Origin of the sequence: Flavobacterium sp. C3NV (genome assembly GCF_046825355.2) — a bacterium.
Taxonomy (GTDB): Bacteria; Bacteroidota; Bacteroidia; order Flavobacteriales; family Flavobacteriaceae; genus Flavobacterium.
The window spans coordinates 127,523-150,595 of record NZ_JBKQBJ020000017.1; the positions used below are offsets into that span (position 1 = coordinate 127,523).

Here is a 23,073-nt window from a genome sequence, read left to right on the forward strand (position 1 = left end):
AATATTTTAAAAATTAGTGCAAATTCGTGGAATTCGTGGCGAAAAAAATCACAAAACCATGAACAAACTTATCATAGCAGCCGGAACAGGATTTTTAGGACAAGTCTTAGTCAATCATTTCAAAGATAAATTTGAAGAAATTGTAATTCTGACCCGTGGAAAATCTCAAATCATTGACGGAATTAAATATGTAAACTGGAATGCTAAAAATTTTTCAGGTTGGGAAAACGAGCTGGAAAATGCAACAGTTTTAATAAATCTGGCTGGAAAATCGGTTGATTGTCGTTATACTGAAAAGAATAAAAAAGAAATCTTATTATCACGAATTGAAAGCACAAAGATTTTAAACAAAGCCGTTTTAAATTGTAAAAACCCACCAAAACACTGGCTGAATTCATCCACTTCTACTATTTACAGATTTTCTTTGGATAAACAAATGGATGAAATTGATGGCGAAATCGGGAATGACTTTTCTATAAACGTCGCATTATCCTGGGAAAAAGCATTCTTTAAAACCGAAACTCCAAATACCCTAAAAACCGCTTTGCGAACTTCTATCGTTTTAGGTAAAAAGGGTGGTGCTTTTATTCCGCTTAAAACTTTGGCAAAAACAGGTTTTGGTGGAAAACAAGGTAAAGGAAATCAATTCATCAGCTGGATTCATGAAGAAGATTTTGCCAATGCGGTTGATTTTATTATCGAGAAAGAAATTACCGGAGTGATTAATGTTGTTTCTCCTAAACCAGTTCGTAATGCTGATTTTATGCAAAAGCTTAGAAAAGCAGTTGGTTTTCCTTTTGGAATTCCTGTGAATAGTTTTTTACTAAAAATTGGATCTTTCTTTATTCGAACAGAAGCTGAATTAGTTTTGAAAAGCAGAAATGTGATTCCGAAAAAGCTTTTAGAAAATGGGTTTAAATTTAAGTTTGGAGATATTGATGAGGCTTTTACAAATTTATTAAAGAAATGAAAGAACAAAATACAGATTGGATTTTTTTATTTAAACATTGGATCTTCACATTGTTACTAGGTCCGGTTATTTCTCAACTAATAATGTATATTATTGTTTTACATCCAAATAAAATTGTAGGATTATTAGAAGTGTTTCCCTTAGCTTTTATTTTTAGTTTGCTTTTTTCAATCCCCACCTATATTATCTATGCCTCCGCTTACAATTATTTTTCTAAAAAAGACTTACCAATTTTACTTTCAAAATTCATTTTAATTTCAATAGCCCTGAGCGGTATTTTTATAACTTCATATCTCATAAAAGGATACATGTGGTTGGATATTGCAATATCTTATTCCATTTCATCTATCATTAGCGGATTATTTTTTAAGTTGAATTTTAAAGATGAAGAAGAAAACGCAGAATAGATTTCTTTAAAACTTCGGTGGAGCAAAATATTTGCAGAAAACATACTATACGTTCTTTCATTAGCTCCAGAGGAGCGCCATATTTATAGAAATCAATAATCAGACCCACCTTAAGCTCCGGCGGAGCGACATATTTTTATTACTGCTATATATCACCCCGACGGGGTTTTAAATAAAATCCATTATTTTTCTATAAATATATCGTCCCGCTGGGACTTACTACTATGAGTATATATACTTTATTAAATCATCCAAAAAAATAACAATATAAAATCTTCGTCAAAGTTTTAAATTTTGACAAATACAACTCATACCAACACCAACCATGACCAAAATTCACCTCACCACAAAAATAAAAGCACCAAAACAAACCGTTTTCGATGCATCCAGAAACATAGATATTCACCAACAATCTGCAAGTCCTACAAATGAAAAGGCAATTGCCGGCGTGACTTCAGGTTTGATTAATTTAAACGAAACAGTAACCTGGCGTGGCAAACATTTTGGCTTTTATCTCACACACAAAAGCAGAATTACAGCAATGAATTTCTACGATTATTTTGTCGATGAAATGGAAGAAGGGAAATTTAAAACTTTTAGACACGAACATTTTTTTGAAGAAGAAAATGGCGTTACAATCATGAAAGACAAATTGGAATATGAAACTCCGTTTGGATTTTTTGGGGAACTTGTCGATATTTTATTTTTAGAAAAGCATCTTACTAATTTTCTTTTAGAACGAAATAAAGTACTGAAAGAAGTTTCGGAAAAAAATGATTTAAAATAATTTTCTTACTTTTATAAGTATTGTAAATCATTAAAAAATAAACTTATGACTCTAAAAACTAAAATTTTATCGATAGCATTTTTCACTTTTTCGATTATTGGATTCGCGCAAAGTAATTGCACTACTCTAAAAGGATGTGAAAGAAAATTATGTGAATTGAACACAAAATTAGCTGCTGCTAAAAAAGCGGGAAATCAAAACCAAATAAAAGGTGTTGAAGATGCTATAGCTCAAACCAAAAAGAACTGTACTACAAAAACGGTGAACAAAGACCTTGACAAAAAGGTAAAAGAAAAACAACAGAAAGTAAACGAGAGAACTGCTGATTTGAACGAAGCGATTAAAGACAATGAAAGCAAAGAAAAAATCGACAAGAAAAAGAAAAAATTAAATGAAGCAAAAACTGATTTGAATAAGGCTCTTGCTGAACAAAAGACGAAATAATTGTTTTGAAATTTTCTCTCGCAGATTTAGCAGATTTCTGAATTTGGGAAATTAATGTGAGTAGCTTCCAGCTTTAGCTGGATGAAAATTGTGACAGAATATTTCTGGCTTTAGCCAAATTTTATCATTCGGCTAAAGCCATTTTGATGATTTATTTTTTACCTCCAGCTAAAGCTGGAGTCTATTCAAAAAAAATAATATCTCTTTTGAAAATGAATTTTCTCGCTTTACGGTTTGCGTGAGGGATAGAAGCGGATAGCCCACAGCCTGACGAAGGAAGTGCGAGGACTTGCAGCGGATAGCCCGACCCGGAGGGACACGCCCTAATCATTTATAAAATTAAATGCCTTTTTATTTATAAAAAAACAATCATCAACCACCAAAATATCGGAACACTTTCGACCCAAAAAGAAGTGTAATATCTAGACCGATTAGAGTTTGCAAAAGCAATAAACAACATGAGCATCACAACCATAATAAGGTTAATGATGAGTTCATGAAAAGTAAAGGTCAGAATACCCACAATCCAAAACGGAATCAATAATAAAAATCCTAAAATCTTGGTTTTCTTTACGCCTATTGTTTGCGGAACGGTTTTGAGATGCGGATCGTCATTGGCCAGATCTAAAATTTCGAAAACCAGAATTAGCACAAAAACCAAGACAAAACGCTGAATGCATTTGATGAAAAAATTGGCTGTAAACGGAACTTCAGCATTTATATAAGGTAAAACCAAGGTCGCTCCTACCCAACAAAGGGCAACAATATAAATTTTTACTCCTGCCCAATTTCGGGCATTTTTTCTGTTCGGAAAGAAGGGCAAAGTATAAAGTGCAGTGATGGCAAAAATTACAACCGAAACAATTTGAGTAATTCGCTTGAGATGGAAAAAATAATAGCCTACTAAAACGAGTGAAATTAGACTTAAAACAGCGATAATTTTTAACTGAATTCCGATTGGTTTTTTCTTCACGCGAACCAACGCATCATATTTAACAAAATTATACCCCACAATTGTTCCAAAAAAAACGAACAAAGCCATTGGCTCATCATACTGAATATGAAACACATGAAACGTAACCCGAACCAAAGCATAACAGGATAAAGCCACATGAATACTGCTATTGAGGTAAAAATCGAATATCTGTTTTAGTAGTTTCATTCTTTAAATCTAATCAATTATTAACAAATCAACTCTTTAGTTGTAAATTTCATAAAAATTGACGTTAAAAATACCTATTAAATTATTAATAATACTTAATTTTGCGCGACAAAAAAACAACACATTTACTATAAAATGTAATAAACCTTGTGTTACACTTGATTAAGTCAAAGAAGATACATTGCGAATTGCATTGCCCTTAAAAAATTATATAGCTACAAATGAAAACAGATGCTTTTGCTTTAAGACACATTGGCCCAAGAGAAACAGATCTTCAACACATGTTACAAACCATTGGGGTTGAATCGATCGAACAACTTGTTTACGAAACCCTTCCGGATGACATTCGTTTAAAAGCACCTTTGAAATTAGATCCTGCAATGACGGAGTACGAATTTGCAAATCACATTCAGGAATTAGGAAAGAAAAATAAAGTATTCAAATCTTATATTGGTTTGGGATATCATCCAACTATCGTTCCGGCTCCAATTCAAAGAAACATCTTCGAAAATCCAGGATGGTATACCGCTTACACACCTTATCAGGCAGAAATTGCTCAAGGTCGTCTTGAAGCTATTTTAAATTTCCAGACTACAGTAATTGAACTTACAGGAATGGAAATTGCAAATGCTTCTTTATTAGACGAAGGAACTGCAGCTGCCGAAGCTATGGCTTTGTTATTTGATGTTCGTACACGTGATCAAAAGAAAAACAATACCAACAAATTCTTTGTTTCTGAAGAAATTCTACCACAAACTTTATCAATACTTCAAACACGTTCAACTCCTATCGGGATTGAATTAGTAGTTGGAAACCACGAAACGTTTGATTTTTCAAATGAATTCTTCGGAGCTATTTTACAATATCCTGGAAAATACGGTCAGGTAAACGATTATAGCGCTTTTGTTGCTAAAGCAAAAGAAAACGAAATTAAAGTAGCTTTTGCTGCTGATATTTTATCATTAGCTGCCTTAACTTCTCCGGGAGAAATGGGAGCTGCAGTAGTAGTTGGAACTACACAACGTTTTGGTGTACCAATGGGTTATGGTGGTCCTCACGCTGCTTTTTTTGCTACCAAAGACGAATACAAACGATCTATGCCAGGTCGTATTATTGGAGTTTCTATCGATGTAAACGGAAACCGTGCTTTACGTATGGCATTAGGAACTCGTGAGCAACACATTAAACGTGAAAAAGCGACTTCAAATATTTGTACCGCTCAGGTTTTATTAGCCGTTATGGCGGGAATGTATGCGGTTTACCACGGACCAAAAGGATTACAATACATTGCTGGTAAAGTTCACGCATCGGCAGTTACTGCTGCTGAAGCTTTAAATAAATTAGGCGTTTTTCAAACCAATACGGCTTACTTTGATACTATTTTAGTAAAAGCTGATGCTCAAAAAGTAAAAGCAATTGCTGAGAAAAACGAAGTAAACTTCTTTTATGTAGATGCTGATACGATTTCTATTTCGTTAAACGAAACGACTTCAATTAACGACATCAACCAAATTATTGCGATTTTTGCTGAGGCTTTAGGTAAAGAAACTTTCACCGTTGCTGAATTATCTGCTACAAGTCAGTTACCTGCTTCGTTAGAAAGAACATCTTCTTTCTTAACACATGATGTATTCAACAATCATCATTCGGAAAGTCAGATCATGCGTTACATCAAAAAATTAGAGCGTAAAGATTTATCATTGAATCATTCGATGATTTCATTAGGTTCTTGTACAATGAAATTAAACGCAGCTTCAGAAATGTTGCCTTTATCAATGCCAAACTGGAACAGCATTCACCCATTTGCACCAGTAGAACAAGCTGAAGGTTACATTACAATGCTTAAAAAATTAGAGCAACAATTAAATGTAATTACAGGATTTGCCGGAACAACATTACAACCAAACTCTGGAGCTCAGGGAGAATATGCTGGTTTAATGGCGATTCGTGCTTACCACTTATCAAGAAACGAAGGTCATCGTAATGTATGTTTAATTCCATCATCAGCTCACGGAACCAATCCTGCTTCTGCAGCGATGGCAGGAATGAAAATCATCGTTACTAAAACTACTCCGGAAGGAAATATTGACGTAGAAGATTTAAGAGAAAAAGCGATTGAACACAAAGATGATTTATCTTGTTTAATGGTAACGTATCCATCTACTCACGGAGTTTTCGAATCTTCAATTATTGAAATCACAAAATTAATCCACGATAATGGCGGATTAGTATATATGGATGGTGCAAACATGAACGCGCAAGTTGGACTAACAAATCCTGCTACAATTGGTGCTGATGTTTGTCACTTAAACTTACACAAAACTTTCGCTATTCCTCACGGAGGTGGTGGACCTGGAGTTGGACCAATCTGTGTGAACGAAAAACTGGTTCCGTTTTTACCAACAAACCCAATCTTAAAAGTAGGCGGTGAACAAGCAATTACAGCGATTTCATCTGCACCTTACGGATCTGCTTTAGTATGTTTAATCTCTTACGGTTACATCACAATGATGGGTGCCGAAGGATTAAAAAGCGCTACAGAACACGCTATCTTAAATGCAAACTACATGAAAGCCCGTTTCGAAGGACACTACCCAATTCTTTATACAGGAGAATGCGGAAGAGCAGCTCACGAAATGATTTTAGATTGTCGTGCATTTAAAGAAAACGGAATTGAAGTTGGTGATATCGCAAAACGTTTGATGGATTACGGTTTCCACGCTCCTACGGTTTCTTTCCCTGTAGCAGGAACTTTAATGATCGAACCTACAGAATCTGAAGATTTAGCAGAATTAGATCGTTTTTGTGATGCACTTATTTCAATCAGAAAAGAGATTGAAGTTGCAACAGCCGATGATAAAAACAATGTATTGAAAAATGCACCTCACACATTGGCAATGTTAACTACAGATAATTGGGCTTTCCCTTATACCAGAGAAAAAGCAGCTTATCCTTTAGAATACATCGCTGAAAATAAATTCTGGCCATCTGTTCGTCGTGTAGACGACGCATACGGTGACAGAAATTTAATCTGCAGCTGTGCTCCAATCGAAGCTTACATGGAAAACTAAGAAATAGTTTTCGAATTATATATTCAAACCCGACAGGTCTTTAAACTTGTCGGGTTTTCTGTTTTTGTTTTATTTTGTTTCAGGTTTCAAGTTCGAGCGTAACGTGAAACCTGAAACAAATCTAAAATCAGAAATCTATAATCTAAAATAGTACTTGGGCGTGCCAGTATTTAAAAAAAGGCCAAATCAACTTTGCGCTTATGAGGCCTTTTCTTAAATACTGTCGGGCTATCCGTTCCGCCGCGGCGGATTCCTCCTATCCCTCACGCGAGCAACTACAAATTAAATTTCCGTAACATATTATGTTTAAGCTTTGCGTCTTAGCGCCTTTGCGAGATTAATTTTATCTTAAAAAAGCTTAACTTGATGACATTGCCTCCTATCCTCATTCAAAAACCACATGAACGGCTACAAAACTTCAAAATAAATCTTAAGGCTCTCTATTTTTTAACACTTTTTAAAACTTCGGTTTTATTTGTAACAAAACATAAAAAAACTTTACATTTTTTCTAAAAAAAAATAAACCTGAAAACAAATCTCAATCGTTTGAAATCTCGATAAAACTTAAAATTCGTTAGAAAATTAACAATAAATCCCACAAATAATTATTATTTCATAATTATATGCATGCATAGTATTTTTTATGATAGTTATCATGAAATTATTTATACTTTAGCAATAAATTTATCGGATAATTACTGAATAATGAAAATAAAAATAATAGGCATCGGAAGCTATATTCCAAATAAAGAAGTAAGCAATACTGACTTTGGTGATCACGTATTTCTAAACGAAGACGGAACTCCTTTTGCTTACCCTAACGAAGTTGTAATTAAAAAATTTAAAGGTATTACCGGAATCGAAAACCGTCGTTATGCCGAAGACCAACATACCTCATCTGATTTAGCCTTTTTTGCTGCCGAAAGAGCACTTGAAAATGCTAAAATCGATCGTGAAACATTAGACTATATCATATTTGCACATAATTTTGGAGATGTAAAATCCGGAACAAATCAATCTGATATTTTACCAAGTTTAGCGACTCGTGTAAAAAACAAACTAGATATTAAAAACCCTAAATGTGTCGCTTACGATATTCTTTTTGGATGTCCAGGCTGGATCGAAGGAGTTTTGCAAGCCAATGCTTTCATCAAATCAGGCATGGCAAAACGTGTTCTGGTAATTGGTGCCGAAACATTATCAAGAGTTGTAGACGATCATGATCGTGATTCTATGATTTATTCAGATGGTGCAGGTGCTTCAATTTTAGAAGCTTCTGATGACGAAACAGGTTTACTATCTTACGAAAGTGCTACTTTTGCCAATGATGAAGCCAACTTTTTATACTTCGGAAAATCATACAACCCAGATTTAGATCCGGATATTAAATACATCAAAATGTACGGTCGTAAGATTTACGAATTTGCATTAAGCCAGGTTCCTTGTGCCATGAAAAGCTGTTTAGACAAAAGCGGAATCGGTATTGATGAAGTAAAAAAGATTCTAATTCATCAGGCCAACGAAAAAATGGACGAAGCAATTATTGCCCGTTTCTACAAATTATACGATAAAACCGCTCCTGAAAACATTATGCCAATGAGTATTCATGACTTAGGAAACAGCAGCGTTGCAACTGTACCTACTTTATTTGACTTATTGATTCAGGGCAAATTAGAAAATCACGAAATCAACAAAGGCGACGTTGTTATTTTTGCTTCAGTTGGAGCAGGAATGAATGTTAATGCATTTGTTTACCGATACTAAATTAGTTTACAGTCACAGTATTCAGTCACAGTATTCAGTCACAGTTTACAGTTTCCTAAAACTGATTACTGCGACTGTAAACTGAAAACTAAAAAGTCCGCATCTTAAAATGCGGACTTTTTAGTATATTTGCGACCTAATTATAAAATCAAGAACGAGAGATTGTTTCGTTCCTCGCAACGACTATGTACGAAAAAACGTTTCCGAATAAAAGATTCAAACTTACTTTAGAGTTTTTACAAAAACACGTTAAGACATCAGAAACCATTTTTGATTTTGGTGTACCCAATCCATTCTCAAAAATAATGGAAGAAAATGGTTATACCGTAAAAAATACAAAAGGCGAAGATTTAGACAACGATCAAACGGCTTTGCAAACCGAAGAATATACTGTTTTTACTGCATTCGAAATTTTTGAACATTTGCTAAATCCGTACACGATTCTTGAAAATGTAAAATGCGACAAATTGTTAATTTCAATTCCGTTGCGTTTATGGTTTTCTCCAGCATATCGTTCTAAAACAGATATGTGGGACAGACATTACCACGAATTTGAAGACTGGCAACTAGACTGGCTTTTAGAAAAAACAGGCTGGAAAATAACCGATCGCCAAAAATTTACACATCCGGTAAAAAAGTTTGGTTTCAGACCATTATTAAGATATTTCACTCCCAGATATTATATTGTTGTGGCAGAGAAAATAAAAGCCTAACGGCAAATTCCAAAAAATAAATTCCAAATTCCAATTTAAACCGTATCGGTAAAAGTTGGAATTTGGAATTTAAAAAAGATTGGAATTTACTTTTAAGTGTTGGAATTTGGAATTTAAAAAAATTGGAATTTAAAATGAAGTATTACATCGTTATTCCCGCGCACAACGAGCAAGATCTTATTGGCCTTACTTTACAATCTTTGGTTACGCAAACTGTTTTGCCTTCAAAGATTGTGGTTGTCAACGACAATTCTACAGATAAAACCGAAGAAGTTGTTTTGAGTTTTGCCAAGGACAATCCGTATATTTCTGTTGTAAACAAAACTTCAGATGCGATTCATATGCCGGGTAGTAAAGTCATTCAGGCTTTTCAGAAAGGATATGAAACACTGGATTCTAATTATGATATCATTGTTAAAATAGACGGCGATTTAATTTTTCCTCCCAATTATTTTGAAACGATCATTCGTCACTTTCAATCTGATCCAAAAATTGGAATGGTGGGCGGATTTTGTTACATCGAAAAAAATGGAGATTGGATCTTAGAAAACTTAACCGATAAAGATCATATTCGTGGCGCACTGAAAGCATATCGTGCAGCAACTTATCAGCAAATTGGAGGATTAAAACCTGCAATGGGTTGGGATACGGTAGACGAATTGCTTTGTAAATACTATGATTGGAAAATAGTTACCGATGAATCTTTGCACGTAAAGCACCTTAAACCAACGGGTGCAAATTACAACAAAACAGCACGTTACAAACAAGGCGAGGCTTTTTATACTTTAGGATACGGTTTTTGGATTACCGCAATTGCATCGGCAAAATTGGCGATGATGAAGAAAAAACCATTTTTATTTTTAGACTATATAAGAGGGTTCTGGAAAGCAAAAAAAGCCAAAACACCATTATTAGTTACACCCGAACAAGCTAAATTTATAAGAAATTATCGTTTTCAAAAAATGAAACAAAAGTTAATCTAACTCGGAAAACAACCGAAAATGCTTAACTCATGACCCAAAACTCATAACTTCTTTTTACCTTAGCCAATATTTCAAAAATTATGATGCTAATTCGTTATATATCTCAACTAGGAAGATATTTTTTAATGCTGAAAGAAATTTTTAACAAACAGACAAAATGGTCTGTGATGAAAAAATTGATTTTTAAAGAAATCGACGATTTAATAATCGACTCTCTTGGTATTGTTTGTTTTATCTCTTTTTTTATTGGAGGAGTTGTTGCTATTCAAACTGCGTTAAACTTAACTAATCCATTAATTCCAAAATATTTAATTGGTTTTGCTACACGTCAATCTGTGATATTGGAGTTTGCTCCTACTTTTATTTCGGTAATTATGGCCGGAAAAATGGGATCTTACATCACTTCCAGTATTGGTACAATGCGTGTTACAGAACAAATTGATGCTCTTGAAGTTATGGGAGTTAATTCATTAAACTACTTAGTTTTCCCAAAAATAGTAGCTTTATTAATGTACCCTTTTGTAATTGGGATTAGTATGTTTCTGGGTATTTTTGGTGGATGGCTGGCTTGTGCTTATGGCGGATTTTCGACTAGTGAAGATTTTATTCAGGGTGCGCAAATGGAATTTATTCCTTTTCATATCACTTATGCCTTTATTAAAACTTTAATATTCGCAATGTTATTGGCTACAATTCCATCTTTTCACGGATATTACATGAAAGGTGGCGCACTAGAAGTTGGTAAAGCAAGTACGGTTTCATTTGTATGGACATCTGTTTGTATCATTCTTTTTAATTATATATTAACTCAATTATTATTAGGATAATGATAGAAGTAAAAAATTTAGAAAAATCATTTGGCGACAGTAAAGTTTTAAAAGGAATTTCAACTGTTTTTGAAACTGGGAAAACCAACTTAATTATTGGCCAAAGTGGATCCGGGAAAACTGTTTTATTAAAAAGCCTACTGGGAATTCACACTCCGGATTCCGGAACAATTGAGTTTGACGGAAGAGTTTATTCTGAATTAAACCCGGACGAAAAACGAGAATTAAGAACTGAAATTGGAATGGTTTTTCAGGGAAGTGCTTTATTTGACTCAATGACTGTTGAAGAAAATGTCGCTTTCCCTCTAAAAATGTTTACCAACGATAATAAAGCTAAAATTCAGGAGCGTGTTGATTTTGTGTTAGAAAGAGTAAATCTTGTTGACGCGCATAAAAAATTACCTTCTGAAATTTCCGGAGGTATGCAAAAACGTGTGGCGATTGCCCGCGCTATTGTAAACAATCCGAAATATTTGTTTTGTGATGAACCTAACTCAGGTTTAGATCCAAACACCTCAACTTTGATCGATAATTTGATTAAAGAAATTACCGAAGAATACAATATCACAACCGTAATCAATACGCACGACATGAACTCGGTAATGGAAATTGGAGAAAATATTGTTTTCCTGAAAAAAGGAGTAAAAGCCTGGCAGGGAACCAAAGAAGAAATCTTTAGAACAGACAACAAAGATATTGTGAAGTTTGTTTACTCTTCGAACCTGTTTAAAAAAGTGAGAGAAGCATATTTGAAAGGTTAAAACCTTTTAAATTCCAATCATAAAGAAGAAATTCCAATAAAAAAATTCCAAATTCCAACTGCGTATCAGTATTGGAATTTGGAATTTTTTTTGGGGATTTAATTTAATTCGAATTTATCAACTCTACCTCAGCATTTGGATTAAACAAATACGTTCTTCCTGAACTTATCTCAATACATTCAAAACGTTTGGTTCTAACCGCTAACTTCTTGAATATTTTACCATTTTTAATTCTGAATACACTTCCGTACGGAATTTCAAAAACATAATTTTTATCGTTTTGCGCATCGTATTGCTTTAAAGCCAGAGACAAAGTAGTATCGGTATCACTACTCGCAGATGGATTCTTAAAATGCCTTGCTAATAAAGGCAATAATTGTCCCGGGAAAATCTCCGGACGAATAAATGGAACCATCATACGCTGAAAGGTAAGTTTCCATTCATTTCCATGTGGCTTTATATTTCTTCCAAATCTTTCAAATGCCACCAAATGTGAAATTTCATGAATCAGCGTAATCAAAAAACGGTATTTATTTAAACTGGCATTTACCGTAATTTCATGTTTACCACTTGGCCCTCTCCTATAATCTCCATGACGCGTTTGGCGTTCATTTACGATTTTAAGATGCACCTGATTGGCAACAATCAAATCAAAGACAGGCTTTACAGCATGTTCCGGGATATATCTGGCTAATGTTTCGATCACAATAATTATGAGTTATGAAGTATGAGTTATGAGTTTTGAATTAGTTTTTTCTTTGATGTAATTATTATACTTTTAATGATCTTTAGTACTTCACCACATTGATTGTGCATCGATTCAAACTCTATTGCAGAAACATAGTTTGTTGCATTTAAAATTTCTAACCAATACATAGATTCATCACATTCTTTTTGAGAAATTGATAACTTATGAATAAAATCTGCCTTGCTTTGTGCGTTGACCGCTTCACGAACATTGGCACCAACAGAAGTAATAGAACGCAAAAATTGTTTACTCATTATAAATTCCTTCTTTTCCGAAACTAACCATTTATAAAAATTAACTCCTCTAATAGCTAATTCAAAACTCTTAGTTTTCACAATACTCTCACTCATAATTCATAATTTATAATTCATAATTTATAATTCAGAACTAACTAAGGATTCGTAGACGAGACCTCTAACACTTTCCCATTAAAATATTTATTTCCATTCAATGTAAAATCATAAATATAAGTTGCCATTCCTTGGGCAGAAATTGGCGCCTGATAACCCGGGAAAGCTTCATTTAGCATTTCTGTCTGGACTGAACCCAAAGCCAGAACATTAAATGAAATCCCTTGCTCTTTATATTCTTCAGCTAATAATTCGGTTAACGTAATAACTGCACCTTTGCTTGAACTGTAAGCTGCCAATCCTGCAAATTTAAGACTTCCTCTTACGCCACCAATTGAACTAATTGTAACGACGTGACTTCCTTTTTGAAGATAAGGCAAGCAAATTCTGGTAAGATTCGCCACAGCAAAAACATTCACTTTATAAATACTTTCAAAATCAGCCTGAGTGGTTTCTGCAAAAGGCTTCAATAATAAAGCGCCTGCATTATGCACTACAGCATCGACTTTTTTCCAGGTCGAAGAAAGAAAACCATCTACTTCCTGCAACGCATTTTCATCAGCCAAATCAACTGAAAGACAAGTGATGTTTTGATGTTCTAAAAGTGTTTGAGGCATTTTTCTGGAAATGGCCAAAACCTGATTTCCTGCATTAGCAAATTGTAACGCTAATTCGTAACCAATTCCTCTACTGGTTCCGGTAACAATAATATTTTTCATAAGGCAAAAATAAGCAAATCAGATAAAAAGACCGATTATTTATTCATTGTAATTTCTTCTGTTGGCGTAGTAGCAATTTTTGTCACGGCTGGCAAAAACTCCTGAATAAAAGAAGTGATATGCGGAATGTCCATTACTTTAAATTCATCCGAAACATGGTGATAGAAATCAAAGTTTTCAAAATCGAAAGTACTTATCGATTGACATGGTTTCTTGAATGCTTCATAAAACGAGTAATTATCAGATCTGTAAAACAATTCATAATGAGCTTCTTTTGGTAAAAACCCAATGGTCTTTTTACCGGTATATTCGTTTATCTTTTCTGCCATGTTTGATTTATCAAAACCGGTAATGTAAGCCAGATAATCACGTTTCATTGGCACACCAATCATTTCGATATTGAGTTGCGCATATAAATTGAAGTTTTGCTTTTGAAGTTTCTGTACTAAACTTTTAGAACCTAACAAGCCTTTTTCTTCGCCGGCAAAAAACACAAAAAGAATACTGCGTTTATTCGATTTTGTTTCACTAAAATATTTTGCCATTTGTGCAACAGCCGTAACTCCTGAAGCGTCATCGTTCGCACCATTATTAATCACATCTTCCTGTTGTTTTTTCTCCAGACCAATATGATCATAATGCGCACTTAAAACCACAAATTCTTTTTTAAGAACAGGATCAGTTCCTTCCAGAACTCCAACAATATTATAGGCTGGAGATTTAAAATTAGTCAGGGTATCTCGATAAGAAGAAAAATAAGGTTTTACATTATTCTTCTTAAAAAAATCTTCCAAAAATACTGCTGCTTTTTCGATTCCTCTTGTCCCCGTTTCACGTCCTTCTAATTCATCCGAAGAAAGATATTTTAGAAAATCCGACACTTCAGCCTCATTTACTTTATAGGTAATTTCAAGTGGTTTTGAAATTGATTTTGAAACTTGTTCGCTTACTGCAGTGGGATTTGACTTGCAGGCTAACAGAACAAACGGAAGAAGAAAGTATATTTTTTTCATAAAATAAAAACTGAATGAATAGCTAAGTTATTGGTTTAAAAGTATAATATTCTGAAAATTAAAAAAATTATCCATAAAAAAACCCTTTCGATGCTAAAAAAGCTGAAAGGGTATTTTTTTATATAAAAACGAATTTTGATTTATCCTGCAATTACAGATCTTGAAATTACAATTTTCTGAATCTCTGAAGTTCCTTCATAGATCTGAGTAATTTTGGCATCGCGCATAAAACGCTCTACATGGTATTCTTTTACATAACCATTTCCTCCGTGAATCTGAACCGCTTCTACAGCCGTATCCATTGCCACTTGCGAAGCAAATAATTTTGCCATTGCTCCACTAACATCGTAGTTTTTATGTTGGTCTTTGTCCCAAGCTGCTTTCATACATAAATGACGTGCTGCCTCGATATTTACTGCCATATCTGCTAATTTAAAAGCAATCGCTTGGTGATTACAAATTTCAGTTCCGAATGCTTTACGTTCTCTCGAATATTTCAAAGCCAATTCGTAAGCTCCCGAAGCAATTCCTAACGCCTGAGACGCAATTCCGATACGTCCGCCAGCAAGGGTTTTCATTGCAAATTTGAATCCGAAACCATCTTCTCCAATTCTGTTTTCTTTAGGAACTTTTACATCACTAAACATTAAAGAGTGTGTATCAGAACCGCGAATTCCCATCTTTTGTTCTTTTGGACCAATAGAAAAGCCTGGCATATCTTTGGTCATGATCAACGCATTAATTCCTTTGTGTTTTAATTCAGGATGTGTTTGAGCAATTACCAAATAAACTGATGCTGTGTTTCCGTTTGTAATCCAGTTTTTTGTTCCGTTTACAATATAGTGATCTCCCATATCTACCGCAGTAGTTTTTTGTGAAGTTGCGTCACTACCCGCTTCCGGCTCACTTAAGCAAAATGCTCCGTGAATTTCACCAGAGGCTAAGCCCGGTAAATATTTTTGTTTTTGTTCTTCGGTTCCAAATTCCTGCAAACCCCAACAAACTAATGAGTTGTTTACAGACATCACTACAGAAGCTGATGCATCAACTTTTGAGATTTCCTCCATAGCAATAACATATGAAATCGCATCCAGACCGCTACCTCCGTATTTAGGATCAACCATCATTCCCATGAATCCTAGTTGTCCCATTTTTTTTACTTGCTCAGTCGGAAAAATTTGCTTTTCGTCACGTTCAATAACGCCCGGTAACAATTCGTTTTGAGCAAAATCTCTGGCAGCTTGTTGAATCATTAAATGTTCTTCGGTCAGATTGAAATCCATAGTTCTATTGTTTTATTATTTCCCCTAAACCAAATTTTAAAAATTTTGCTTAGCTGATGGTTATTTTTGTTTTTTGAATTGTTTTTATTTCCTTAAAAAAGGCTTTCAAAGATAATTTTTAAATGTGGAATTAACAATGCGTGCATATAAATTTAATAGATTTGCAACAATTACGATATCGTTTTCGTAATAATAATGAAATTTAGCAATACAGACGCTAAGTTTGCAACGTTTTCTGTAAAATTGAAGAATATAATTACAGTTAAAAACGAGGTCCAGTAGGATGTTTGGTTAATTTACCAGAGCAAAAAGATTAAACAAGTCATAAAACACGTAAATCTACGTAAAACAAGTCTTACTAATTTGATTATTAAATAAATACAATAAAAAAACTTGAATGCCACAAGAAAAAAACTCTCGAATAAACGACGTTTAATTGATAAATTAACATTATTTTTGCCTAAAAATTATAAAATTGACAGAACATGAAAAAGATTTTACTATTACTCACTCTCCTTTTAAGCATACAATTTTCTACGGTCTCTGCCCAAACTCAATTAGAAGTAAATGGCGTTACGGTTCCTAGAAAAATTGAATTTCAAAACAAAACTTTGCAACTTAACGGAGCTGGAGGAAGATCTAAAATGTGGCTCGAAGTTTATGTTCAGGCATTGTATTTATCTCAATTAAGTCAGGATCCTCAATTTATTATTGACAGTGATACTGAGATGGCTATTCGAATTGAAATTACATCATCTATGGTTTCTTCAAACAAATTAACGAAAGCAATGAATACTGGTTTCGAAAAATCGGCAGGAAGTAATCTTGAAGAATTGCGACCAAGAATAGAAGATTTTAAAAAACTGCTAAGCGATGCTATTAAAGAAAAAGATGTTTTTGTTTTAGGTTACAATCCGCTTGATCAAACTATCAATGTTTATAAAAATGAAGTTTTGAAAGGAAAAGTTCCCGGATTCGATTTCAAAAAAGCATTGTTCGGAATCTGGCTTTCTAATAAACCGGTAGACGAAACACTGAAAAAACATTTATTAGGAATATAAAAATTCTACTAAATTTTATAGAATATGAAAGCCGAAAACAAATTGTTTTCGGCTTTCTTTTTTTTGTTTGTTAAAATTGCAACAGAATACATTATTCGCATTATTCTATTTTATACTTTTACGCAAACTAAACATATCTCAACAAAATGAAAGATTTATTACAGCAATTTGAAAATAAAGAGCCTGAAATTGTTTTTAACTGGAAAGATTCTGAAACTGAAGCTGAAGGTTGGACTGTTATTAATTCACTTCGCGGAGGAGCTGCAGGTGGAGGAACAAGAATGAGAAAAGGCTTGGATATGAATGAAGTTTTATCATTGGCCAAAACAATGGAAGTAAAATTTTCGGTTTCGGGACCTGCAATTGGAGGCGCAAAATCCGGAATTAATTTTGACCCGAATGATCCCCGTAAAAAAGGTGTTTTGCAACGTTGGTACAAAGCTGTTTCTCCTTTATTAAAAAGTTATTACGGAACCGGTGGAGATTTGAATGTGGATGAAATTCACGAAGTAATCCCAATGACGGAAGAATGTGGTGTTTGGCATCCGCAGGAAGGTGTTTTTAACGGACATTTTAAACCAACCGAAGCAGATAAAATTAATAGAATTGGTCAATTACGTCAGGGTGTAATTAAGGTAATCGAAAACCCTAAATTCTCTCCGGATGTAACTCGTAAATATACTGTTGCCGATATGATTACTGGTTATGGCGTTGCCGAAGCGGTTCGTCATTTCTACTCAACATATGGCGGAGACATAAAAGGTAAAAAAGCAATTGTACAAGGTTTTGGAAATGTAGGTTCTGCTGCTGCTTTTTACCTTGCTGAAATGGGCGCAAAAGTGATTGGAATTATTGACCGTGATGGTGGACTAATCAAAGAAGAAGGTTTTTCTTTTGAAGAAATCAGAACTTTATTCCTTAATAAAGACGGAAACAAATTAGTTGCCGATAATATGATTCCGTTTGAGGAAATCAACTCAAAAATATGGACGATTGGTGCTGAAATTTTCACGCCTTGCGCTGCATCAAGATTGGTACAACAAACTCAAATTGACAGCCTGATCGCAAACGGATTAGAGGTTATTTCTTGTGGTGCGAATGTTCCTTTTGCTGACAAGGAAATTTTCTTTGGTTCTATTATGGAAGAAGTAGATCATAAAGTAAGTTTGATTCCGGATTTTATTTCGAACTGCGGAATGGCGAGGGTTTTTGCTTACTTCATGGAGAAAAAAGTGCAAATGACGGATGAGGCTATCTTTAATGATACTTCTGAAATTATAAAAAATGCGATTGTAAAAGCTCATGCTTTAAATCCATCTAAAACAAATATTAGTGCAACTGCTTTTGAAATTGCATTGAAACAATTAGTATAATTTTTTATACTTTTATTCTAAACGAGTCAAATAATCTTTGGCTCGTTTTTTTTGAGATCTAACCGCGAAGTTCGCAAGGATTTTACGCAAGTAACGCTAATTTATTTCTCGCAGAGTCGCAAAGTTTTTCTTTTTAAATTTTTCTTTGCGACTCTGCGACTTTGCGAGATTAAAACAAACGGCTTTGCGAACTTCGCGTAAAATCCTTGCGAACTTTGCGGTTAAATTCTCTCGCATATTCTAAACAATTTTTACTACTTTTAAACGTTTTTATTATATACTATTACAAAACTCAGAATCAAAATGACTTTTACGGATTCTTCAGATAAAAAGAAATCTCTACTAATATCTACAGCTATTTATGCTGTTTTGTTGTTGCTTTTATTTTTCATTCGTTTTTGGCCTCCTTATAATCCGGAGAACAATGCTGCACTTGCTTCAGGCGGCGGCGGTGGTGGCGTTACGGTTAATTTTGGAGATAGTGATTTAGGATCCGGAGCGAATTATAAGAGTGAAGTTTTGAACGTAAAAAACAACGTAAAACAAGCTCCTGCAAAAGCTACTCCAGATGAAGCAATCATTACTCAGGAAAACACAAAAGATGATGCTAATGACGTAATAATTCCGACAAAAGAAAAACCTAAAAAAGCTACTCCTGTTGTAAAACCGGAAGCTAAACCTGTTCCTGAAAAACCAAAAGTTTCGAATTCTACCAATGATGCTTTGTCAAGTATTTTAAAAGGATCGAACAAAGGTGGCGATGGTGATGATAAAGTAGCAGGAAATAAAGGAAAAGCTAACGGAAGTTTAGGTTCTAACGGATATTATGGCGCCGGAGGTTCCGGTGGCGGAACTGGCGGTGGAAACGGTACAGGAAATGGAGTTGGTACAGGAAGCGGTTATGGAGCCGGAAGCGGGGGTGGTTCTGGTGGCGGATCAGGATACTCTTTAGGAACCAGAAAGGCCTTGTCGAAACCTGCACCAAAATATACTTGTAATGAAGAAGGAAGAGTTGTTGTTGAAATCACGGTAGATCAAAACGGAAAAACGATCAGTGCGACTCCCGGAATAAAAGGCACTACAAATACGGCAAGATGTTTACTTGATCAGGCGAAGATTGCTGCCATGAATACAAAATGGGAAGCTGATGCTGATGCTGCGGCGAAACAAGTTGGTAAGATTATTTATAATTTTAGTTTGGATTAAGAAACACGAATTGCACTAATTTTCACTAATTGTAATAAATATAAAAAAGGCTTTCTGAAATATTTCAGAAAGCCTTTTTTAATACCATTATTTTCTAAAAAACTGTAATTGTTTTAATCTAATCTTAGCTCCCTCCAAATCATAATTACTTTTAGGCAATTGTTCAACTAATTCATATTCACCAAATCTTAATTGCCTCACATTTGGTCCATTATCAATCAAATTAAACTCTCTACAAGATCTGCACCTTACTACTAAAAAATCAGAATCTAAAATCGTATTTTCTCTTGCTAAAATAAAAGTCTCTAAGTTCGAATTACACTTAGTACAATTTTGAGACAATATTTCCAAAATTTTCTCTTTTACTTTAAAAAAACTTGAAATTCTAAAAACATAAGCAAGAAAACTTCCATAAAGCCAAATGTTTAATTCATTTTTAAAATCAATCTCAATTTCTTTTGAAATCGCATAAAAGATATCACAAATAAATTCTCTTTCTTCCGTATCAAATTTAGAACGCTCGAAACTCTTTAAGCCTTTATTCAATTCTTTGTTCAATATTTTAAGAGAAGAATCACTTTTCACCAAAATAATTAAAGAACTTAAACATGAATTAAACCTAGATTCCATGTACTCACATAAATCAGAATTTGAAGGAATTAATCCTCTGTTATCCCATTCTGAATCCGCAAACTTTTTTTTATCTAATAAGAATTGAAGCCTATCTAATTTTGAATTACTCATTTTTAAATCTACTTCGGACTTGTTGCAATCACAAACTTTAAATTGTTCTTTACTCCTATTTGCAGTACATCGACTAAATCCTGTACTTGCAGATTGAACGGAATTCGAACGACAACGGTTTGTTCTTTGTCTGCTCCTATTTTTGACATTAGACTGGTTTCGAGATTTTCGAAATCTACGGGTTCTTTGTCGATGTAGAATTTTTTATCTTCGGTAACTGATAAACTGATCAGCTGTTTGTTTGTTTTTTCATTTGATTTCGCTTTTGGCAACGTCATTTTGATAACATTAGGATTTGCAAGTGTTGAGATTATAAGGAAAAACAACAGCAGGAAAAACATAATATCACTTAATGATGAAGTCGCCACTTCGGCATGAAATCTTCTTTTTCTCTTAATAGACATACCTTATGCTCTTTGAATTATATTGACAAATTCTAATATTTGTTTTTGGATTTTTAAAGCAAAATCATCAATTTTTCCGTTTAATAAATGGTAAGCGCTATAGGCAATAATACCTACAATAAGTCCGGAACCGGAACTGATCATTTTTTCGTATAAACCTCCGGAAATGTTTCCGATACTAATATTTTCTGTTACTGAGATGCTGTAGAAGATTTTGATTACTCCTGAAATTGTTCCGATAAATCCTAACGTTGGTGCGATACCGGCGATAAGTCCCAGGTGGCCTAAACGTCGTTCCATTTCGCCAATTTCGATATCGGCAGCACGGTCCATGTTTGATTCTATTTCGGCAATTGGTCTTCCTATTACGAGAACTCCTTCTTTTAGAATATTTCCTGCAGCGGTATTGCTTCTTTCTACAATTGTTCTGGCCAATTCGATATTACCGGCGTTTAGTTTGTCTCCTACATCCTGCATTAATCGTGCATCGATTTTAGAGGCTTTACTGATATATAGATAACGTTCTATAATGACGTAAAAGGTGTAGAATAATAGTAGGGCAATTGGGATTAGGAAAAAACCTCCTTTTAAGATAAATCCTAAAACTGAGATTTCGGTATTTGGTGCAATTTTTTCGATAACTACGTTTGATGCGGCGTTTGCAATGGTGTCTGTTTGTAATTGAATAAAACTAAACATATATTAATTCTGGTTTTTAATAATTAATTCTAAAAAATATTTGAAATTTGCAATAAAGATAATTTTCGCTGTAATATAAAACTAAAAAAAACGAAAATTATTTTAATCGACAACTATTTTATCCAAAATACATGAACTATCAGGAAACTACGAATTGGATGTTTAATCAACTCCCGATGTATCAACTTCAGGGCGCCTCTGCATATAAGGAGGATTTGACCAATATTAAACTATTGGCAAAGCATCTTGATAACCCACAAGGCAGGTTAAAATGCATTCATGTTGCGGGAACAAACGGCAAGGGATCGACCTCGCATATGCTTGCTTCAGTTTTGCAGGAAGCGGGATATAAAGTGGGTTTGTATACTTCGCCTCACTTAAACGATTTTAGGGAGAGAATTAAAATAAATGGTGAAGAAATATCTGAAGATTTTGTTTGTGAATTTGTAGCGAAACACAAAGACTTTTTTGAAGCGAATGATATGAGTTTTTTCGAAATGTCGGTTGGCTTGGCTTTTGATTATTTTGCTTCTGAGAAAACGGATATTGCTATTGTTGAAGTTGGTCTTGGCGGAAGATTGGACGCTACTAATATTATCACGCCTTTGATTTCGGTTATTACAAACATCGATTTAGATCATACTCAATTTTTGGGAAATACTCCGGCACTCATCGCTGGGGAAAAAGCGGGAATTATTAAACCGAACATTCCTGTTGTTATTGGTGAATATACGAATGAAACTCAGCCTGTATTTTTGGCTAAAGCCGAAGAAAACAAAGCGCCGATATATTTTGCTTCTGATTTAATTTCACAAGTTTTTCCTTCGGATTTAATTGGGGATTATCAGTTTCATAATAAGAAAACGGTTCAGCAAACTATTACGGTTTTAAACTCTCAAAATGAATTTAAGGTTTCTGATGAAAATTTAAAATCTGGTTTATCGAAAGTGGTAAAAAATACGGGCTTACAAGGAAGATGGCAGCAATTGGGCGAAAATCCTAAAATTATTTGCGACACGGCACACAACAAACATGGATTAGCGGTTGTGATGAATCAGATCCAGAAAGAAACTTTTGAGAAGCTTCATATTGTTCTTGGCGTTGTAAATGACAAAGACCTGGATTCTATTTTGCCTCTTTTTCCTAAAAATGCACAATACTATTTCTGCAGACCTGATTCGTCGAGAGGTTTAGACACTGAAATCTTGAAAGTAGCGGCTAAAAAATATAATTTGTCAGGAGAGAAATACGATTCTGTAGCCGAAGCTTTCGCTGCTGCAAAGAAAAATGCAACTGAAAACGATTTTATTTATGTTGGCGGAAGTACTTTTGTCGTTGCCGAATTGCCGTTACACTAACGGATTTTAGAATTGAAAGAAAAAGACTAAAAAAACTTCTTTTATAATAAATTCAATTACAACGAGATAGAAAAAACTTTAAAAAAACTTTAAATTTTTAGCGGGTTTTGTTTGCAGAACTGAAAAAGTGCCTTATATTTGCACTCGCAATCACAAACGATAGCAACCTAGTAAAATAGGGCGATTAGCTCAGCTGGTTCAGAGCACCTCGTTTACACCGAGGGGG

At 34.2% G+C, this 23,073-nt stretch carries 23 protein-coding genes; 14 read left to right on the plus strand and 9 right to left on the minus strand.

Annotated features, from left to right (window positions below):
- The first annotated feature begins 58 nt into the window (after positions 1 to 58).
- From ACIDC4_RS20965 to ACIDC4_RS20980, 4 genes are all read left to right on the plus strand, one after another.
- Positions 59 to 970: a TIGR01777 family oxidoreductase gene (locus ACIDC4_RS20965; protein ID WP_412043658.1), complete on the plus strand. Its 912-nt coding sequence runs from the start codon at positions 59 to 61 to the stop codon at positions 968 to 970.
- Positions 967 to 1,377, plus strand: a complete 411-nt coding sequence (locus ACIDC4_RS20970; protein WP_412043657.1) for a hypothetical protein — start codon at positions 967 to 969, stop codon at positions 1,375 to 1,377. The genes ACIDC4_RS20965 and ACIDC4_RS20970 overlap by 4 nt, the downstream gene beginning before the upstream one ends.
- Before the next feature lie 325 nt (positions 1,378 to 1,702).
- Positions 1,703 to 2,164, plus strand: a complete 462-nt coding sequence (locus ACIDC4_RS20975) for an SRPBCC family protein (RefSeq protein ID WP_412043656.1) — start codon at positions 1,703 to 1,705, stop codon at positions 2,162 to 2,164.
- A gap of 45 nt (positions 2,165 to 2,209) precedes the next feature.
- Positions 2,210 to 2,608, plus strand: a complete 399-nt coding sequence (locus ACIDC4_RS20980) for a DUF1090 family protein (protein WP_412043655.1) — start codon at positions 2,210 to 2,212, stop codon at positions 2,606 to 2,608.
- A 355-nt stretch (positions 2,609 to 2,963) separates the two neighbouring features.
- Here ACIDC4_RS20980 and ACIDC4_RS20985 read toward each other — a convergent pair whose 3' ends face one another.
- A complete protein-coding gene (locus ACIDC4_RS20985; RefSeq protein ID WP_412043654.1) occupies positions 2,964 to 3,770 on the minus strand; it encodes a UbiA prenyltransferase family protein in 807 nt (268 codons plus the stop codon).
- A 221-nt stretch (positions 3,771 to 3,991) separates the two neighbouring features.
- Between ACIDC4_RS20985 and gcvP the strand changes: the two genes are divergently transcribed.
- The 6 genes from gcvP to ACIDC4_RS21015 all read left to right on the plus strand — a co-directional run bounded on the left by gcvP (position 3,992) and on the right by ACIDC4_RS21015 (position 11,889).
- The gene (gene gcvP, locus ACIDC4_RS20990) at positions 3,992 to 6,841 is read left to right on the plus strand and encodes an aminomethyl-transferring glycine dehydrogenase (protein ID WP_412043653.1); all 2,850 of its coding nucleotides are present in this window, start codon (positions 3,992 to 3,994) and stop codon (positions 6,839 to 6,841) included.
- Between the two features lie 705 nt (positions 6,842 to 7,546).
- On the plus strand, positions 7,547 to 8,605 hold the full coding sequence (locus tag ACIDC4_RS20995) for a 3-oxoacyl-ACP synthase III family protein (RefSeq protein ID WP_412043652.1): 1,059 nt from the start codon (positions 7,547 to 7,549) through the stop codon (positions 8,603 to 8,605).
- 185 nt (positions 8,606 to 8,790) lie between these two features.
- A complete protein-coding gene (locus tag ACIDC4_RS21000; RefSeq protein WP_230033201.1) occupies positions 8,791 to 9,318 on the plus strand; it encodes a methyltransferase in 528 nt (175 codons plus the stop codon).
- 134 nt (positions 9,319 to 9,452) lie between these two features.
- Positions 9,453 to 10,301, plus strand: a complete 849-nt coding sequence (locus ACIDC4_RS21005) for a glycosyltransferase family 2 protein (protein ID WP_412043651.1) — start codon at positions 9,453 to 9,455, stop codon at positions 10,299 to 10,301.
- Positions 10,302 to 10,381: 80 nt separating this feature from the next.
- Positions 10,382 to 11,128, plus strand: a complete 747-nt coding sequence (locus ACIDC4_RS21010) for an MlaE family ABC transporter permease (protein WP_072960475.1) — start codon at positions 10,382 to 10,384, stop codon at positions 11,126 to 11,128.
- Positions 11,128 to 11,889: an ABC transporter ATP-binding protein gene (locus ACIDC4_RS21015; RefSeq protein ID WP_072960471.1), complete on the plus strand. Its 762-nt coding sequence runs from the start codon at positions 11,128 to 11,130 to the stop codon at positions 11,887 to 11,889. The genes ACIDC4_RS21010 and ACIDC4_RS21015 overlap by 1 nt, the downstream gene beginning before the upstream one ends.
- A 103-nt stretch (positions 11,890 to 11,992) precedes the next feature.
- On the opposite strand, the gene ACIDC4_RS21020 is transcribed toward ACIDC4_RS21015, so the two are convergent.
- The 5 genes from ACIDC4_RS21020 to ACIDC4_RS21040 all read right to left on the minus strand — a co-directional run bounded on the left by ACIDC4_RS21020 (position 11,993) and on the right by ACIDC4_RS21040 (position 16,002).
- Positions 11,993 to 12,595, minus strand: a complete 603-nt coding sequence (locus tag ACIDC4_RS21020) for a SprT-like domain-containing protein (protein ID WP_412043650.1) — start codon at positions 12,593 to 12,595, stop codon at positions 11,993 to 11,995.
- Between the two features lie 26 nt (positions 12,596 to 12,621).
- Positions 12,622 to 12,987, minus strand: coding sequence for a four helix bundle protein (locus tag ACIDC4_RS21025; RefSeq protein ID WP_230033207.1), 366 nt, complete (start codon positions 12,985 to 12,987; stop codon positions 12,622 to 12,624).
- A 41-nt stretch (positions 12,988 to 13,028) separates the two neighbouring features.
- The gene (locus ACIDC4_RS21030) at positions 13,029 to 13,706 is read right to left on the minus strand and encodes an SDR family NAD(P)-dependent oxidoreductase (RefSeq protein ID WP_412043649.1); all 678 of its coding nucleotides are present in this window, start codon (positions 13,704 to 13,706) and stop codon (positions 13,029 to 13,031) included.
- 35 nt (positions 13,707 to 13,741) lie between these two features.
- Positions 13,742 to 14,719, minus strand: a complete 978-nt coding sequence (locus ACIDC4_RS21035) for a M20/M25/M40 family metallo-hydrolase (RefSeq protein WP_412043648.1) — start codon at positions 14,717 to 14,719, stop codon at positions 13,742 to 13,744.
- 140 nt (positions 14,720 to 14,859) lie between these two features.
- Positions 14,860 to 16,002: an acyl-CoA dehydrogenase gene (locus ACIDC4_RS21040; protein WP_230033213.1), complete on the minus strand. Its 1,143-nt coding sequence runs from the start codon at positions 16,000 to 16,002 to the stop codon at positions 14,860 to 14,862.
- A gap of 485 nt (positions 16,003 to 16,487) precedes the next feature.
- Here ACIDC4_RS21040 and ACIDC4_RS21045 point away from each other — a divergent pair, with 485 nt between their 5' ends.
- The 3 genes from ACIDC4_RS21045 (at position 16,488) to ACIDC4_RS21055 (ending at position 19,642) form a co-directional block, all read left to right on the plus strand.
- On the plus strand, positions 16,488 to 17,063 hold the full coding sequence (locus ACIDC4_RS21045) for a chalcone isomerase family protein (RefSeq protein WP_230033215.1): 576 nt from the start codon (positions 16,488 to 16,490) through the stop codon (positions 17,061 to 17,063).
- Positions 17,064 to 17,209: 146 nt separating this feature from the next.
- Complete coding sequence (locus ACIDC4_RS21050) at positions 17,210 to 18,436, plus strand: Glu/Leu/Phe/Val dehydrogenase dimerization domain-containing protein (protein WP_412043647.1); 1,227 nt, start codon at positions 17,210 to 17,212, stop codon at positions 18,434 to 18,436.
- A gap of 303 nt (positions 18,437 to 18,739) precedes the next feature.
- Complete coding sequence (locus ACIDC4_RS21055; protein WP_230033217.1) at positions 18,740 to 19,642, plus strand: energy transducer TonB; 903 nt, start codon at positions 18,740 to 18,742, stop codon at positions 19,640 to 19,642.
- An 87-nt stretch (positions 19,643 to 19,729) separates the two neighbouring features.
- Here ACIDC4_RS21055 and ACIDC4_RS21060 read toward each other — a convergent pair whose 3' ends face one another.
- Genes ACIDC4_RS21060 through ACIDC4_RS21070 form a run of 3 tightly spaced genes read right to left on the minus strand, consistent with a single transcriptional unit; the run spans position 19,730 to position 21,489 of the window.
- Positions 19,730 to 20,386, minus strand: a complete 657-nt coding sequence (locus ACIDC4_RS21060) for a DUF4844 domain-containing protein (RefSeq protein ID WP_412043646.1) — start codon at positions 20,384 to 20,386, stop codon at positions 19,730 to 19,732.
- A gap of 8 nt (positions 20,387 to 20,394) precedes the next feature.
- A complete protein-coding gene (locus tag ACIDC4_RS21065) occupies positions 20,395 to 20,790 on the minus strand; it encodes an ExbD/TolR family protein (RefSeq protein ID WP_026983008.1) in 396 nt (131 codons plus the stop codon).
- A 3-nt stretch (positions 20,791 to 20,793) separates the two neighbouring features.
- Positions 20,794 to 21,489, minus strand: coding sequence for a MotA/TolQ/ExbB proton channel family protein (locus ACIDC4_RS21070; protein WP_121322285.1), 696 nt, complete (start codon positions 21,487 to 21,489; stop codon positions 20,794 to 20,796).
- 131 nt (positions 21,490 to 21,620) lie between these two features.
- Between ACIDC4_RS21070 and ACIDC4_RS21075 the strand changes: the two genes are divergently transcribed.
- Positions 21,621 to 22,847 (plus strand): bifunctional folylpolyglutamate synthase/dihydrofolate synthase, encoded by a 1,227-nt coding sequence (locus ACIDC4_RS21075; protein WP_412043645.1) that lies wholly within the window; start codon positions 21,621 to 21,623, stop codon positions 22,845 to 22,847.
- The last annotated feature ends 226 nt before the right edge of the window (positions 22,848 to 23,073 follow it).